Annotated in this window: 15 protein-coding genes; 2 read left to right on the forward strand and 13 right to left on the reverse strand. The window is 57.8% G+C overall.

Annotation, left to right across the window (positions count from 1 at the left end; translation table 11 throughout):
• The first annotated feature begins 37 nt into the window (after positions 1-37).
• Positions 38-508: an Lrp/AsnC family transcriptional regulator gene (locus AUP74_RS14900; protein WP_069948238.1), complete on the forward strand. Its 471-nt coding sequence runs from the start codon at positions 38-40 to the stop codon at positions 506-508.
• A 60-nt stretch (positions 509-568) separates the two neighbouring features.
• On the opposite strand, the gene AUP74_RS14905 is transcribed toward AUP74_RS14900, so the two are convergent.
• The gene (locus tag AUP74_RS14905; RefSeq protein ID WP_069948239.1) at positions 569-1,078 is read right to left on the reverse strand and encodes a shikimate kinase; all 510 of its coding nucleotides are present in this window, start codon (positions 1,076-1,078) and stop codon (positions 569-571) included.
• An 81-nt stretch (positions 1,079-1,159) separates the two neighbouring features.
• Positions 1,160-1,882: an acyltransferase gene (locus tag AUP74_RS14910; RefSeq protein WP_069948240.1), complete on the reverse strand. Its 723-nt coding sequence runs from the start codon at positions 1,880-1,882 to the stop codon at positions 1,160-1,162.
• Between the two features lie 127 nt (positions 1,883-2,009).
• On the opposite strand from AUP74_RS14910, the gene AUP74_RS14915 reads away from it, so the two are divergent.
• A complete protein-coding gene (locus tag AUP74_RS14915) occupies positions 2,010-2,627 on the forward strand; it encodes a class I SAM-dependent methyltransferase (RefSeq protein ID WP_069948241.1) in 618 nt (205 codons plus the stop codon).
• Here AUP74_RS14915 and AUP74_RS14920 read toward each other — a convergent pair.
• The 11 genes from AUP74_RS14920 to yfcC all read right to left on the reverse strand — a co-directional run bounded on the left by AUP74_RS14920 (position 2,556) and on the right by yfcC (position 16,381).
• Positions 2,556-3,665 carry a prenyltransferase/squalene oxidase repeat-containing protein gene (locus tag AUP74_RS14920; RefSeq protein WP_069948242.1) on the reverse strand — a complete coding sequence of 370 codons (1,110 nt, stop codon included), beginning with the start codon at positions 3,663-3,665 and terminating at the stop codon, positions 2,556-2,558. The genes AUP74_RS14915 and AUP74_RS14920 overlap by 72 nt on opposite strands.
• Complete coding sequence (locus AUP74_RS14925) at positions 3,662-4,414, reverse strand: class I SAM-dependent methyltransferase (protein WP_069948243.1); 753 nt, start codon at positions 4,412-4,414, stop codon at positions 3,662-3,664. The genes AUP74_RS14920 and AUP74_RS14925 overlap by 4 nt, the downstream gene beginning before the upstream one ends.
• The gene (locus AUP74_RS14930; RefSeq protein WP_069948244.1) at positions 4,415-5,755 is read right to left on the reverse strand and encodes a glycosyltransferase family 4 protein; all 1,341 of its coding nucleotides are present in this window, start codon (positions 5,753-5,755) and stop codon (positions 4,415-4,417) included. It abuts the gene before it with no gap.
• A gap of 177 nt (positions 5,756-5,932) precedes the next feature.
• Complete coding sequence (locus AUP74_RS14935) at positions 5,933-6,781, reverse strand: OmpW/AlkL family protein (protein WP_083261027.1); 849 nt, start codon at positions 6,779-6,781, stop codon at positions 5,933-5,935.
• A gap of 328 nt (positions 6,782-7,109) precedes the next feature.
• Positions 7,110-8,495 (reverse strand): glutamine synthetase family protein, encoded by a 1,386-nt coding sequence (locus AUP74_RS14940; protein WP_069948246.1) that lies wholly within the window; start codon positions 8,493-8,495, stop codon positions 7,110-7,112.
• A 68-nt stretch (positions 8,496-8,563) separates the two neighbouring features.
• Positions 8,564-9,913, reverse strand: a complete 1,350-nt coding sequence (locus AUP74_RS14945; RefSeq protein WP_069948247.1) for an aspartate aminotransferase family protein — start codon at positions 9,911-9,913, stop codon at positions 8,564-8,566.
• Positions 9,914-10,068: 155 nt separating this feature from the next.
• Entirely contained in the window at positions 10,069-11,496 is a 1,428-nt protein-coding gene (locus AUP74_RS14950; protein ID WP_069948248.1) for an aspartate ammonia-lyase, read from the reverse strand.
• Positions 11,497-11,559: 63 nt separating this feature from the next.
• Positions 11,560-12,810, reverse strand: a complete 1,251-nt coding sequence (locus tag AUP74_RS14955; protein WP_158514574.1) for a cyanophycinase — start codon at positions 12,808-12,810, stop codon at positions 11,560-11,562.
• An 11-nt stretch (positions 12,811-12,821) separates the two neighbouring features.
• Positions 12,822-13,760, reverse strand: coding sequence for a GlxA family transcriptional regulator (locus tag AUP74_RS14960; RefSeq protein WP_069948250.1), 939 nt, complete (start codon positions 13,758-13,760; stop codon positions 12,822-12,824).
• Positions 13,760-14,935, reverse strand: a complete 1,176-nt coding sequence (gene iadA / locus AUP74_RS14965) for a beta-aspartyl-peptidase (protein ID WP_069948251.1) — start codon at positions 14,933-14,935, stop codon at positions 13,760-13,762. The genes AUP74_RS14960 and iadA overlap by 1 nt, the downstream gene beginning before the upstream one ends.
• Before the next feature lie 9 nt (positions 14,936-14,944).
• Entirely contained in the window at positions 14,945-16,381 is a 1,437-nt protein-coding gene (gene yfcC, locus AUP74_RS14970; protein ID WP_069948943.1) for a putative basic amino acid antiporter YfcC, read from the reverse strand.
• Between the last annotated feature and the right edge of the window lie 54 nt (positions 16,382-16,435).

A 16,435-nucleotide genomic window follows, 5' to 3' on the forward strand; every position in this document is an offset into this window, starting at 1 on the left:
TCTCGATTAGAATGAAATTTGTAGGATGGGAGTTTTTATGAAGCGTTCGACAGACCTGGACGATTTTGACCGCAAGATTCTGCGAGCGCTGCAGGAGAACGCCGATTATTCCATGGCGGAACTCGGAGACAAAGTGGGACTTTCCCACACCCCCTGCTGGCGCCGCATCAAACGCCTCGAGGCCGAGGGCATCATCCGCGGCCGGGTGACACTACTCGACCCCCAAAAGCTCGACTTGGGAGTCACAGTACATTGCTACGTGACGATTCACAACCACGATGAAGACTCTCTGAACAATTTCGAGTCTGCGGTACAGGATGTTCAGGAGGTGGTTGAGTGCTACTCCACCAGTGGTAACAAAGACTACCTGCTGCGCGTGGTAGTGGACAGCGTGGCTCACTACGAGCAGCTGCTCAAGCGCACCCTTGTGCATCTGCCCAACGTCGCTTCCGTCAACTCCACCTTTGCACTGAAACAGGTGAAGTACACCACACAACTACCGCTCTGAGTGCGCAGCCTGCGCGGCGGCCCCGGCCGCCGCTCTGCCCTTCCATGGCGCCAGCCGGACTCACACGGCATTGAGTTCCTGCAGTACAGCATCCAGAACCTGCTGAAGACTGCGACCATCACACTCCACGGTAATATCCGCGTACTTGCGATATAGCGCCTGCCGCTCCTCAAACAGGTCGGCAAACGACTGCCCGGGCGCTTTGGCGATGCCACGGCTCTCGTAGTTGTGGATACGCCGACGGAGTTCATCCGCTGAGCAATTCAGGAAAACGATCGGCCCAAACCTGCCCAGGTTGGCCATCCCCTCTTCGCTGTAGACGGCACTACCTCCGGTCGAGATCACATGCCCAGGCAACTCGGCCGTAGCGATTACCTCCCCTTCAATACGCCTCAAGTTGAGGTAATCACTTTCATTCATGATGTCCTGGAGGGTTTTCCCCTCACGGGCCTGAATCAGGACGTCAGTATCGACGAAGTCCAGCGCCAGCTCCTTCGCCAGCAATACACCCACTGTGCTTTTACCGGCACCCGGCATCCCGATCAGGACAATACTCTTTTTGTTGTTCATTGCTTTTGCTTTGCCACTTCAATCAAAACGACGATTGCCCCGTTTACCCGATGAATGAGCCATACAACTCCTGCGTTTCCTTCAGTCACCGGATCGCGGGAATAAGACCGAACGCAGCCAGCCAAACAGGGAATTCCCTTCCAGCAACATGCGATCCAGATCATCCATATTGCGTGTCTGGCGGAAAGCATCCGCAAAAAGCGCTTCCCGGGTAATCATCCGTCGGCGAGGATTAATCGACTTGATCTCCCGAGCTGGATTACCCGCTACTACGGTGTTGGGCGGCACACTCTTGGTAACGACACTCCCTGCGCCGATCACGGAGTTGTCCCCGATCGAGACTCCCTTGCACACGATGGCACTATCACCGATCCATACATTGTCGCCCAATGTTACCGGAGCAGTGCAGCGAAAGGGGCGCGTGCGATTATACAAACCGTGCCAGTCGGAGTCGGAAATATAGACATTCGCAGCGATCATACAGGCATCTCCGATGGTAATGGATTCTGCCGCAGAGATACGCACACCCGGAGAAATCAGTACATAGTCACCAATCGTGATATACGCATCTCCACCGCGGTGCCCGAGGGTAGTGAGACGGATACAGTTATCCGGTGTCGATATGAGATGCGGGTAGTTACCAACGCGAATATTTTTTCCGAACAATCGCACCGATCCAGGATCCATAATTTCCGGCTCACAGCCAATCGCATCAAACTGCGGCACCAGGAAATGCCGCATTCGCCACTTTCTCAGGCGAAGTTGCCAGTGTTTCAGCCAGTAGGGACGATGGTCTTTACGCATTCAGGATAACCCCGGCGCAATTTCAAATGCAGAAATCGAAGTGGAGAAGAAAGCAGCACTGACTCGATTGCTTTTGCCACAACGGCGTTTTACTGTTGCAGCAAACTTGCCGGGGTTACATTTATCCATGTCTATTCAACTATCCGTCGATATCGACAACATCAAAGGTTTTCTCGCAGCCAGCGAGGGCGAGGCGCTTTTTCACCTCGCAACAAAGGCAGCACCACTGGGCGCCTGCCTGGAAGTCGGCAGTTACTGTGGTAAATCCTCTGTTTATCTCGGCTCAGCCTGCCGAGAAAGCGACAATATTCTTTTTGCCATCGATCACCACCTCGGCTCCGAAGAACACCAGCCGGGCGAGGAATATCACGATCCGGATCTGTTCGATAACGGCGCCCAACTGATGGACAGTTTTCGCACATTTCGCGCAAATATCCGCGCTGCAGAACTGGAGGAGTTTGTAGTTCCGGTTGTCGCGCCGTCGGCTATCGCTGCGCGCCGCTGGAACACACCTCTGGGTCTCGTGTTTATCGATGGCGGCCACTCCCGCGAAGCGGCATTGACCGATTACCGCTGCTGGGCCAGGCATATCGTGCCGGGCGGGTTTCTGGCCATTCACGATATCTTTCCAGACCCGGCCGATGGCGGACAGGCCCCGTTTGAAATCTACCAGTTAGCCCTGGCCTCCGGCCAGTTCGAACTCGTGGAGATGGTCGACACCCTCGGCATCCTGCGCCGAATCTGAAGCGAGGCCACCACCGGTAAAGAGATCGCTGGCAGGCGTAAGGTCGGCCAGCGCATCCGCAGCCAGGAGCATCGCCCCCACGGTCCAGGTGGTTTTTTCCTCCGGCCAGATCGCCCGATCAGGATACACATAACCCGTCCAGTACCCGCCATCACTATCAGCCCAGCGGTGCAATCCACGATAGAGACTGGCTGCCCGTTTTTTCTCACCCGCAGCCAACAGGGCCATGGTCAGCTCGCAGGACTCGGCCACCGTCACCCATGGCTCGTCACTGACGCAGCGACACCCCAGCCCTGCAACAACAAATTCATCCCAGCGCGCCTTTAACCGGGCACGGGCTTCTTCACCGTTGAATACACCGGTGAGCACGGGATAGAACCAGTCCATGGAAAAGCGTGCCTTGCTTTCCCAGGTGCGATCAAACCGGTAAGGCTTGCTCCGCAGTGCCTCGCCCAGGCATTGGTGTGCCTGTTTCCAGTCCGGGCGAGGGTGTCCGAGGGTTTCGGCCATTCGCACGGCACACTCCAGACTCTTGAAGATGGAGGAACAGCCAGTGACCAACGCATCCTTCATGGGAGCGCCGTCGCCATCCACCGCCCAGTGAATTTCACCCTCTTCCGTCTGCAGACCCAGGACAAACCCAATCGCCCGCTCGACGGTCGGCCACAGCGCCTGCAGAAAAGTGCGGTCGGCGGAAACCAGGTAGTGATGCCAGACACCGGTGGCAACGTAGGCAACAAAATTCGTTTCCCGGCGCTCGCGGTTGTGGATGCTGCCATCTTTGTAGGCCGCCCACCAGCTTCCGTCCTCCAACTGGTTATCCGCGAGCCAGCGGTATGCGCGCTCTGCAGCAGGCCACTCGCCGGCAATGCTGAGCCCCATGGCGGCCTCGACGTGATCCCAGGGATCGCCGTAGTGCCCCCGGAACCAGGGAATCATGCCATCTTCCTGTTGCTGGGCCAGGATGTAGTCAGCGCTCGCGCGCAGAAGATGTTCGGGGAACGGGGTCACCGCGCTTGCGGCCACAGAATTCGTCACGCGGTGGCCTCCAGTGGGCGAGAAGCTGTATCTGGCTGGGATACCGGCGGCTTGACGAAGTACAGCACCGTGCTCTTTCCAAGCAGCGGATTGAGAAGTTTTTCCAACCAGCGGGTAAGCCTGGGCTTTTTCATCAGATCCCACACCAACAGGCGGTGATAGGCATCCAACAGCCGGGAGTCGACTCGGTGCCACAGTAAGCACTTCAGCCACCAGTAAGGCGCATGCAACGCGTGAGCCCGGTGACGGGCGAAAAAACGGTGGCCCAGGGACTCGATACTTCCCCGTAACTGCCGTTCGCGGAAAATACGCACATGGCCCCCCTCAACCTGGTGGTACTCGTCGCTGAGCTGCCAACAGACCCACTCCGGGAAAAAACTGGGTACGCTGGCCGCAAAAATGCCGGCGGGCTTCAGCACCCGATCGATTTCCGCGAGTACAGCTTGGTAATCATTGATGTGCTCAAGCACTTCCGAGCAAATGACCACATCGAAACTGTTATCGGCAAACGGCAGGGACATACCGTCAGCAACACCGAGGAGCAACCGGCCGGCAACATCACCGCTCTCAGCAAAAGGCCGCGCTCGCTCGGATGCTGTGGCCACATCGTTGAAGTTCAAGTCCACACCAACCACTTCCACGACATCGGTCAGCCAAAGGTGGATAGCGTGACGGCCCTCGCCACAACCCAGGTCGAGCACCCGCTGCCCTGCCTGCAACTGCAGGTGATGGGGATCTACGGTGATCATTCAGGCTGCCTCCGCGCGATCGATCTGGCGGGCTGATTCACCGTCGGACTGAAGCGTCGACGGCGCTTCACTGATCAACCCCCGGTAATAGCGTGTAAGCCGTTCGGCGGCGAGCTTCCACGAAAACTGCCGCAAGATTCTGGCTCTGCCCTGCTCTGCCAGCCTGCTGCGAATGTCTTTATCCTCCAGCAGTGTTCGCAAGGCGCCCGCGAGCGCCTCGCTGTCGCCGGCGGGGACAACGATACCGGCATCGCCAACCACCTCTGGCAAAGCGCCACCGTCACTGGAGACCACCGGTACACCACAGGCCATGGCCTCTCCCGCCGGCAGGCCAAAGCCCTCATATAGTGAAGGACAGGCGACCACGGTCGCCTCGGCGTAATAATTCACCATCTCGTCATTGGAGATACCACTAACGAACTGCACAGAGTCACGTAGCTGCAGCTGCTCGAGCAGTTTTTCCGTATCGCCCCCTTCCTGCAGTCGTCCAACGACCAGGAGCTCCAGCTGCGGAAAGCTCTCGCGCAACTGCGCCACTGCGTCGAGAAGAAACCGCAGGCCTTTGAGTGGCTGGTCCGCTGAGGCCGTTGTCATGATGCGGAACGGGCGCTGTGCAATGTCTGGCCGGGGACGAAACAAGGCGGTATCGATCCCGTTGTGAACAAGGGTGATGCGATCCGTATTTACCCCGAACTGGTCGACAATATCCCGCCGCGACTGCTCGGAGACAGTGACGATGTTTCGAAGGCGACGAGCTACACGGATTTGCATACGCAGGAAATTGTGCCAGCGGCGCACCAGCAGCCGGTAGCGCCAGTCCGGCGCGGCATCCAATGCCAGCTGACGATCGCGAGTGATCGGATGATGGATGGTTGCCACAACGGGCAGCCCCTGTCGCTCGATATCCAGCAGGCCATAGGCGAGGCACTGGTTGTCGTGCACAATGTCGTACCGGTGCCCGTGGCGACGAAGATATTTGGCCACCCGGCGCCCGAACGTGTAGGGCTCCGCAAAGCCCCCGGTCAACTTGCTCCACCACTCGAAGAAGTCGGTCCAGGAAAGCAGATGACGCCAGCGCAGCGCCCTGGTGGGGTTTTCACACTCGAAAAGGTTGAGCCCGGGCATCTTGATCAGCTGTACGCGCGGATCCAGCTTGGGATACGGCTGACCAGAGATCACATCCACCTGGTGGCCGGCGTCCACCAGAGCTTTGCTCAGATAATGAAGATATACGCCCTGCCCTCCGCAGTACGGGTGACTGCGATACCCGAGCAGGCAAATACGTAAGGGCCGCGAATCCGCGGCGGTGGGACCGTCGGCAAAATTCCCCAAGGCGGTCATGGCTTCCCCGTGTCGTTAGTATTCTGCGGTGGCGGGTAAAAGCGAAGAATACACCGGGCGGACAGTGACCGCTAGGCGAAATCCGTTCGCTCGTACTGGCAAAACCTTTATGTTAAGGCAACAAAAAAAGCGAGAGTGCATCCTGCACTCTCGCTTTCATGGTGGCTGTTGCTCCGATCAGAAATTGAACTTGTAGCCGATGCCGAGATTGAAGGACCAGGCATCGAGATCCAGATCGGCGTCCCGCACTCTCACCGAGCTGACCACGGGATCATCAAATCCCGGAATGTCAGTTTCGGTATCGAAGCCGATGGAGAAGTCTGGCGAGGCATCCAGGTACATGGCAGAGGCATTGACAATCCAGTTGCTCTCGCGCCCGAGCACCACATCTACCCCGACCTGGGCCGCCCAACTGAAGTCACTGCCAACACCGATTTTGCCGGCACCCCAGCGATTGTCATTCGTGAAAACGGGACGGATGAAGTCTTCATCGACATCGGTGTACACCGCTCCCAAGCCCACGTAGGGCTGCCAGAGGCAAGTCGGATCCAGGAAATACCAATCAACAAACAACTTAGTGTAGTTGGTATCGAAATCCCCCAAGTCTTGAGTGAACTCACCGATAAACTCACCATCGAAGAACGCGTCAGAGAAGAGCGAACCCTCAAAGCTCACATCGTCCGCATAGTGGAGCTCTACTGCCCAGTGATCCAAAAACACATAGGTTGCACTGATAAACCAGCTGGTATCGTCATCGATATCGATAAAGGTACCGACATCCAGGGGGATTTCCTCGACCTCTTCCGTAGTCGGATCATCCAGGAATGAGGTAGTCACATTGCTGACAGTGTCTTCGTCCGGGTCGACATAGGCCGCCCCTACGCGAACCGCAAAAGTCCCTGCACCCCAGACTGGGGGAGTGGATTGAACCACCGGGTAACCTGAAGGGCCCGCCAACGCGGACTGAGCGGCGAGGCCGGCAAAACCCGCCACGGCCATGGGAATGAGGAGAGGCTTGAATCTCATTGGTAACTCCTTGTAACGCTAAATCGCTCCTTCGCCGCAGTCGCGGTTACTTCAGTATAGGCAGGGTTTTTCGGATTCAAGCAAGGCTCGACTAACAGAGAGGCCAAGGAAAGGAAAAAATTCTGTCAGAAAAATAGCAACCAAAAAAAATGCCCGCCAAGAGGCGGGCCAGGTTTCTCGAACACACTTTCAGGAGGAGAGTTGCAAGCGCCACTGCGCTTAACCTTAGGTATAGCAGAGGTTTGCTTTACGCTCGTCCTCGTGTCGTCAAAGCCATCGAATCGCACCGGGTTTTTAGGACCAGCGCACAATCCGCCAGGGCTAAATCTCACACCCGGTGCAGATAGCTCTGGTACTCCACGTCAGTCACGCGGGAGGCGATCTCCAGCAGTTCCTGCCGCTTTAAAAGAAGGAAGAGTTCGATAAACCGCGGGTCCAGGTATTTCTGCCATAGGGGGCTCTGCTCGAACCGCCGCAAGGCGCCACTCCACGTATTGACCAACTGCTCACTTTCGACCTGGTATGCATCTCCGGTCACCGGTTCTGGCGCTTCCAGGCGATTTTCCAGACCATAGCAGACACCGCTCAGGATCGCCGCCAGGACCAGGTAGGGATTCACATCTGCGCCCGCAATACGGTGCTCGATGCGACGCGCCGCCGGTGCACTCGCAGGCACCCGCAGGGTGGTGGTGCGGTTGTCATAACCCCAGCAGAGGTTCAGGGGAGCGTGGGAACTCTCCTGAAAACGGCGATAAGAGTTGGCGTGCGGCGCGAAAAATGCCATCGCGTCATTCGCAGTGGCCAGCATACCGGCCGCCGCCTGGCGCAACAGCTCTGAGCCTTCGTCGCTGCCATCGTTGAAGACATTGTTGCCCTCGGCATCGACCAGACTCATGTGCACGTGCATGCCGTTACCGGCCTGGTCCCCAAAGGGCTTTGCCATGGTGCTTACACGCAGGCCATGGCTGCGCGCGACACCCTTGAGCAGATGCTTGAATAACAGCGTCTGGTCCGCCACCTTCAGCGGGTCATCGCAGTGCAGGAGGTTGATCTCAAACTGTCCGGGGGCGCACTCAGAGAGAATCGAGTCCGCCGGGATGCCCTGGGCTTCACAAGCCGTGCGCACGTCAGTGAAGAAGTGGCGCTGGGCGTCCAGTTCCGACAGATCGTAGACATCCGTGGAGGGAACCAATTCGGCGTCGTTGTCACTCACCGGACGGGGGCGCGCCAGATGGTCAACGTCCTCACGCAACAGATAGAACTCCAGCTCTGTGGCCACTACCGCCCGGTAGCCCAGGTCCTCCAGACGCTTCACCACTCGCTGCAACTGGGCCCGCGGGTCGGCGTAGAGCGGCGAGCCATCGGCTTCGTAAAGCTGCATATGGAGCTGTGCCGTTTTCTCCCTGTGCCAGGGAGCCTGCGCCAGAGGAGAGACCGGCACGCAAACACCGTCACTATCGCCACTGGCAAACACCAGAGGGCTGTTTTCGATGTCACGCCCCCAGACATCGAGGCTGACCGCACTGCGGGGCATCTGCAGGCCACCGCCCAGCAGCTTCTCTGCCGACTCCGCAGGCAACCACTTGCCGCGGGGAATTCCGTTGATATCGAACACGAAACCCTCGACCCATTTCAGGTCGGGATTCTGCTCCAGAAAGTTTTGCGACTCACTGAGCACTTCAGGGGACGGGGAAAATTTTTGTTGTAATGACATACACTGCCCGGGAATTTTTACTTGCCATAACGCAATGCGGGCACCGGCGGTGCCCGCATTCAGCCATTCTACGCCAGAGCCTTGGCAGTATCATCCAGCGCCCGGTGCGCCTTCTCCACCAGCTCGTCGACCTGCTCGGTGGTGATGATCAGCGGCGGCGCGATAATCATGGTGTCACCGGTGGCTCGCATGACGAGACCATTCTTGATGCTCATATCGCGGCACACACCACCAGCGGTGCACTTGTCGTCGAAACGGGCACGGCTGCCCTTGTCCTTGACCAGTTCCAGAGCACCGACCATACCCAGACTGCGGGCCTCGCCCACGATCGGGTGATCCCCCAGCTCCGCCCAGCGCTTGGCCAGGTAGGGACCGGTGGTTTCACGCACGTTGTCGATGATCTTGTCGTTGCGCAGGACATTGAGGGTCGCCAGTCCGGCCATACAGGCTGCCGGGTGTGCAGAGTAGGTGTAGCCGTGGGTAAATTCGCCACCCTTGGCCTTGATCACCTCGGCCACACGGTCGCTGACCATGGTTCCGCCCAGCGGGAAGTAGCCGTTGGTCACAGCCTTGGCGAAGGTCATCAGGTCAGGCTTCAGGCCGTAGTAATCGGAGCCGAACCATTCACCAGTACGACCAAAGCCGAAGATTACCTCATCCATCACCAGCAGGATGTCGTACTTCGCCAGCACTTTCTTCACTTCAGGCCAGTAGGTCTCCGGCGGGATGATCACACCACCGGCACCCTGAATCGGTTCAGCAATAAAGGCCGCCACGTTGTCCGGGCCCAGCTCCTGGATTTTTTCATCCAGGCTGCGAGCGGCCTGAACCCCGAATTCCTCGGGAGACATATCGCCGCCCTCACCAAACCAGTACGGCTGCTGGATGTGGGTGATGTAGTCCAGCGCCTGGAACTGCTTGTGCATCCCGCTCATGCCACCGAGGCTGGCACCACCGATGGTGGAACCGTGGTAGGCGTTGGTGCGGGAAATGACGATGCGCTTGTTGGGCTGCTCTTTCAGATCCCAGTAACGGCGGATAATACGCAGGTTGGTATCATTGGCCTCGGAGCCGGAACCGGTAAAGAAGACATTATTCATGCCTTCCGGAGTCACTTCAGACAGGGCGTCGGCCAGCTCGATGGACGGAATAGTCGTGCACTGGAAGAAGCTGTTATAGAACGGCAGAGTCTTCAGCTGCTCGTAAATCGCATCGGCGATCTCGGTACGGCTGTACCCCAGGTTGCAGCACCACAAGCCGGACATGCCATCCAGCATACGGTGGCCGTCAATATCGGTGATGTAGGCACCGTCGGCATTGGTAATTACCCGGGTGCCCTGCTTGCCCAAGTCGTGGAAATCGGTGAAGGGGTGCAGCAGGTGCTCGCGGTCTTGTTGCAGCAGTTGACTCTTGTTCATCTCTCGCTCCTGGCTTTATCGGTAGAGATGCGCGCCGGTCGGTCCGGGCCTCGGCACAGACCTTTACGGGGGCACCTCCAAATTTGTGATCACATTTTAGAGGCGGCCCCGCTTCGAGTGCAAGATCTATCGAGCCGAATGAGAGAACTTTAAGGTCAGGCGAGCGCTTTTACCTCCTGTAAAGCTGGGCCCAACATGGCCTCAGGCCGCAGCAACCGCTCCAGTTCCGCTGGTGTCATCAGCTTCTCCTCAACGACTAGTTCGGCCACGCTGCGACCGGTCAGCAGTGCCTGCTGGGCAATCCTTGAGGTCACTCCATAACCGAGATGCGGGTTGAGAGCGGTTACCAGTCCGATGCTGCGCTCCAGATAACCCCGACAGACGCTCTCATTAGCGGTAATACCGACCACGCAGTCGCTTCTCAGGGATTCCATTGCCGCGCCCAGATAGCGGATCGACTCGAGCAATTTATAGCCAATCAATGGTTCCATAACATTCAGCTGCAGCTGCCCTGCCTCAGCAGCCATGGTGATGGCGGTATCGTTTCCGATGACCGTAAATGCCACCTGATTCACCGCCTCGGGAATAACCGGATTGACCTTACCCGGCATGATCGAGGAACCCGGCTGCCGCTGCGGCAGGTTGATCTCGTTCAATCCGCAACGCGGACCGGAGGAGAGCAGACGCAGGTCGTTGCAGATCTTGGAGAGTTTGACGGCCGTGCGCTTGAGCATGCCCGATAGCAGCACGAATCCGCCCATATCGGACGTCGCCTCCACCAGATCCTCCGCGGGGGTTACCGCCACGCTGCTGACTTCGCGCAGGTGTGCAATGGCCAGCTCACGGTATTCAGCCTCGGTATTCAGGCCGGTACCGATGGCCGTGCCACCCAGATTGACCTCCATCAGTAGTGCAGCCATCTCCCCAAGCCGCGATACCTCTTCACCGATGGTGGTAGCAAAGGCGCTGAACTCTTGTCCCAGAGACATGGGCACAGCATCCTGCAACTGCGTGCGCCCCATTTTCAGAACCCCGCAAAACTCTGCCCCCTTTTCGGACAGCGCCGTTTGCAGTGAGCGCGTCGCCTGCTCCAGCTGCCGCAACCCGAAGATCATCGCCAGCCGCAACGATGTCGGATAGACATCGTTGGTGGACTGGGACATGTTCACGTGAATGTTGGGATGCAGGTGCTCGTATTCCCCCCGCTGCCGCCCCAGAAGCTCCAGGGCCCGATTTGCGATCACCTCGTTGCTATTCATATTGGTGGAGGTGCCGGCACCGCCCTGGATCATATCGACACAGAACTCACCGTGGAGCTCTCCCGTGATGATTTCATCACAGGCCCTGTCGATCGCGTCAGCCTGCTGCTGATCCAATTTACCGAGATCGCGATTGGCCCTGGCACAGGCCTGCTTGACCATCACGAGAGCGGTTACCAGGTCGGGAAAGTGACTGATGGGAATGCCACTGATGTTGAAGTTTTCCAGCGCCCGCAACGTCTGCACGCCGTAATAAACTGCTGCTGGTACTTGTCGTTCGCCCAGCAGATCCCTTTCCACGCGATAATAGGTGGAATCACTCATAGCTATGTCCAGTTGAGAGAAGACGAGAGGAGGGGCGCGTGAGTACGCGCCCCGGAAGTGCTTTTACTGCTTGATGCTTACCGTGACCGGCTCGATGGAAAGGCGCACTCCCTGAATAGAGTACTGATCCTTGGTGCCAGACCCGTAGCGCCAGAAGCCCTGACTATCTTCAGCCTGCTCAAAACGGAACAGCACTCCGGGCCCATTTTCGGCAAAGGCATAACGGCGCAGTTCATCGGTTTCACTGTTGTCCAGAAGTGAGAATCCCAACAAATGGTCCAGGCGACCATTGGGCAGGGTCAAGCCAGCGCCCTGCTCCGCCCTGTAGCCAAACGCCTCTTTGCCGACAGTTGCGGCGCCCTCAAGGTTCATCTTCCCGCTGCGCCAGTTATAGCGGTCGCCCTCACTCAAGACCGAGAGGGAGAGATTCTTTACGGCGAAACGGGGGCTATTTTCTGCGAAATCTGCATGGCGGGCATCTACCAATACCAGGGTCCCGCGACCAAGCACTGTCATCTCCCCGGAATTGAGATCGGCCAACACCGCCGTATCCTCGTCAATACCATAACCGCGGCGCATTTCCGCTGCCATGGGCGGCTCCAGTGCCCGGATCAGTCGACCCAGACGACTCTTGCGATCAAAGTGCTGGTCGACAATACCCGCATCAAGAAAGCCGAGGCCGTTTTTTATCATCAGCTGGCCGGACTCCTGGGATTGCATGCCGGCATATTCCTCTGACCGGGGCTCAGTGAGCGCGCTCAGAGAGTCACCAGCCGCTATCATCGGGCTGCTCATAATGGCGGCGCCCGCACTGGTGCCACCGACAATGCCACCCTTCACCAGTTGCTTGCGGATGGCCGCCAGCAATGGGGAATCGGCTCCGTCTTTCTGAACGAGCGTGTCGGTAATACGGGTCTGGTCGCCGCCGACAAACCAGATACCGCCGACAGTCTTCAGTTTCTCTACCACTTTGGGGTCATAAGCACCCTCTGACCAGGTGCTTTCATCGACGCTGTCGGTCGAACTGTCATCCTTTACCGCCACCGGTAAAACATGTATTTCGCCGTTGAATCCGAACTTCCGCAAATCCTGTTCAAATTGCTGCGCATAGTACGCAGGGCGACCGGAAGCCGCCGGCACAATCGCCACATCGGGCCAACGGGACGGAATCGCATCGATATAAGCACGGTAGACTGCCTCGTTGTCGCTGCGCAATGCACCGCCCACGATCATCAGCTTGCCCGCAGTATGCCCCTGACAGGCAACCAGCCCCAGAGAGAGGAAAACGATTAACTTGGAAACCAGTAACTTCATTGTTGCTATTCTCAACCTGCGATACATGTACTATTACCTGCGCTCCAGCCGATGCCGGACTCCACAACAGAGACAAACTGTTGGCGCTCCGCCCTTGGGGTGCAGCCAAAATGATTACGAAATGCGCGACTGAAGTGCGACGGAGAACTGAAGCCACAGCGCTTGCCGATATCCTCGATACTGAGGCTGCTGTGGTGCAGCAGGTCACGGGCCAGAGATAGCCTGAGGCCAATGTAAAATCTCGCTGGCAACTGCCCGACAAATCGCTTGAAAACCCGCTCCAGCTTTTTGCTCGAAATACCCAGGTACCCCGCGATTTCACCAGTCGCCAATGGCTCTACAAGGTTATTGCGCATCAATGCCTGGGCCTCAGCAAGCATCGAGCGGTCCTCGACCTCACTCTGAAACTGCAGACCCGCGTCGTCCCCTTCCCCACTCCAGACCGGCAGGAGGGCGTCCAGCATCAATGGCAGATTGTCCTCGCTGGAGCAGGTCCAGACATTCTCATCCCGGGTAAACGGACCACCCTCAGACACCACCGGGCGACCGATGTGTCTCAGCTGGTGCCGTAATGATTCCCCCAGATTTGCCCGGTGACCATCCAGGAGGCCAGCCTGTGCCATCAAGAGCACACCGCTACCGATGCCGATCCGGTAGGTCGCCGCCCGGGCATGCCGCAGGATCTGCTCACAGGCCTCACGAGGGGCGTGGGTAAAATGCTGGCCACCACAGAAAATCAATGTGTGGGCAGCTAGCGGCAGGGGCGGCAATACCTGGGCCTGGACCTGTACACCATGCTCAGCAGCCACCATCTTTTCGCCACAGCTACTGAAAATCAGGGGAGAGGCTCCGCCGGCAAGGGTAAATCGTTCCATCAGCACACCGAGCGCCCCCATTGGAAAGCCCGGCAACAAAATAATGGCAACGGAAGTGGCGGCATCCTGTTTCATTACTTGGCAAATGCTCCCTGGAAACGCACCTGGCGATCGAAATATTGCCAACGACCCCGGGCCATCACGTGTTGTAGTTCAAAGCTGGTGGGATCCACGATGCTAAGATCAGCATCGAGGCCGGGAGCCACAGATCCCTTATGTCGTAGGCCAAGCACTTTGGCCGGATTGGCGGTAACCGAGTGCAGCGCTTTGACGAAATCGACCCTTTCATCGCGAACCGCCCGGCGGAACTCATCGAACAGACTGGCCACCGAGCCCACCTCGATATCCTGCAGCGTCCCGTTATCACAGAAGTTCGTCATCGATCCCTGTGCATCGGAGGACATCGTCAGACGGTCGGCGGGAGCACCGGACTCAAGGGCAACACGCAGTGCGCGGCTCGCACGCAGCTCGCCACTGGCGAGAATTTCTGGCGTGGTGGATGTAGTGAAATCGATAAAGCCGCCCGCATGCGCAAATTCGATCCCGTGCGCAAGCAAGTTGTCGTTGCGGTTCAAGTGGGTGGGATAAAACTGGCTGATAGGTAAATCCGAAGACGCCACTGCGTCGAACAGCGGCTGCAACCGTCCCTTGCAATCACCCACGTGAATACTGATCACACCACCCTTACCACTTAGCAAGCCAGCTACACGGGCATCAGAAGCGACCCTGACCAGTTCAGCAGTGGTTGGCTGAGAGGAGCGATGATCGGAGATGGCAAGCTCGCCGACACCAATGATGTTGTGCACCAGCATGATATCCGTGCGCACACTGCCCGTGAGCGTGTTCACCGGAAACTGGTAGGAACCGCTGTGCATATAGCAGGACAGCCCCTGCGCATCCAGGGCGCGTGCCTTGCCATACAGTTCATTCAGGGTGCGAGTGGTGGCATCAGTACCGAGCACACCAATGACCGTCGTTACACCGGATTTAAACGCTTCCCGTGGATCCAGCTCCGGGGTGCGGGAAGCAAAGCCGCCCTCACCACCGCCGCCGCTAATATGTACGAGAGAATCCACCAGACCGGGGATCAGCCAGGCCCCATCGGCATCTACCGTCTCGCCAATTGCCGCAGGTAGACTCAGGCCCTGGTCGATCTTTTCAATTTTTTCACCCGCGATCAGGACATCGCACACCCCGAGATCTCTCGGGGCAAATACGTGGGCGTTTTTAATAAGTACGATTCTTGACATAAATACTGCTTAAAATCCGGTTAGAGCGGCGATAACGACTGCCACAGAGGCCAGGGCGAACAGCCAGGCCATCAGCGGCAAAGCGAAACGGATCCATATTCCCCAATCGAGGCGCGCAGCACCGAGGCAACCCATCAGCGCAGCAGAGGTGGGAACCACTACATTGCTGAAGCCATCCCCCAACTGGAAGGCGAGAACAGCGGTCTGACGGGTAACACCAACCACATCAGCCAGTGGCGCCATGATGGGCATAGTAAGCGCGGCCTGTCCGGACCCGGAGGTAATGAAGAAATTGAATACGGTCTGGAACGCCAGCATGCACCAGGCAGAAACCGTGCCCGACACATCAGCCAGCCCTTCGCCAGCCCAATTCAGGATGGTATTGAGTACGCTGGGGCTGCTAGGCTCATCACCACCGAGGAGAAGTACGATACCTTTGGCAAAAGCCACCACCATGGCTGCCGGCAACAGTTGCTGGGCGCCCTCTTTAAAGGCCGCGGCAGCTTTATTTGCGGTCAATCCATTCAGGCCAAAGGCTATCGCCACAATGGCAATCACAATGCCCATGGTGAAGAACTGGCTGGCAATTTCCGGCAGGAAATACTCCCGCTCCACGACACCCCAGATCATCCAGGCGATACCTGCAACGAAGAGCAGCAATATCCAGCCGTCACCCCGCACCATCGTCTGCAGGGAATCGAGGGACTGCCGCTTACTGCGGTGCACCGCGTCCGACTTGAAAGCCAGAGAGGATTCAGGATTTTTCCGAATGCGCTGGGCATAGCGAAGCGTAAACAGCGCAAGGAAACTGGTCGCGATTGCCCACAGAATCATGCGGGGCACACTGCCGGACATCAGCGGCACATCGGCAATACCCTGGGCAATACTGACACCGAAAGGATTCATCCACGAGGTAGCAAAGCCCACCTGCGTCGCCACATAAGTAACCAGCAGCGCGGTAATACTGTCGTAACCCATGGCGACCAGGAGCGGCACCACAATCAGAGTAAAGGGGATCACCTCCTCACCCATCCCGAACACGGCTCCGCCAGCGGAAAACATGAAACAGAGGATGGCCAGGTAGAGGCTTCCCGCCTCGCGGTTGCGGGCGATCACCTGGAAAAGGCCTCGCTCGACAGAGCCACTGGCGAAAATCAAACCAAAGGCCCCGCCAGTGAGCAGGATAAATGCAAAGACACCGATGGAAGCGCCCCACTTGGAGCCGGAAACCATCCCCTCAAAGGCAAAGTTCAACAGCCCGATATTGCCACCTTCGGCGAATACCGCCATGCCTTGGGGTTCTTCTGTCACCTGTTGATAGGTGCTCGGATCCACAACCGTGCGCTCATTGACCACCATGGTCTCGTAAGTGCCGGCCGGAATCAGGAAATTCAGCGCAAACGCGAACAGTGCGACAAACAGCAAAATCAAATAGGTATCCGGCATGGCCCACTTGGGCTCTGCCGAAACGCTCTTATGCTTTTGGCACTCGACTTCAGA

The sequence above is a fragment of the Microbulbifer aggregans genome (assembly GCF_001750105.1).
Taxonomy (GTDB): Bacteria; Pseudomonadota; Gammaproteobacteria; order Pseudomonadales; family Cellvibrionaceae; genus Microbulbifer; species Microbulbifer aggregans.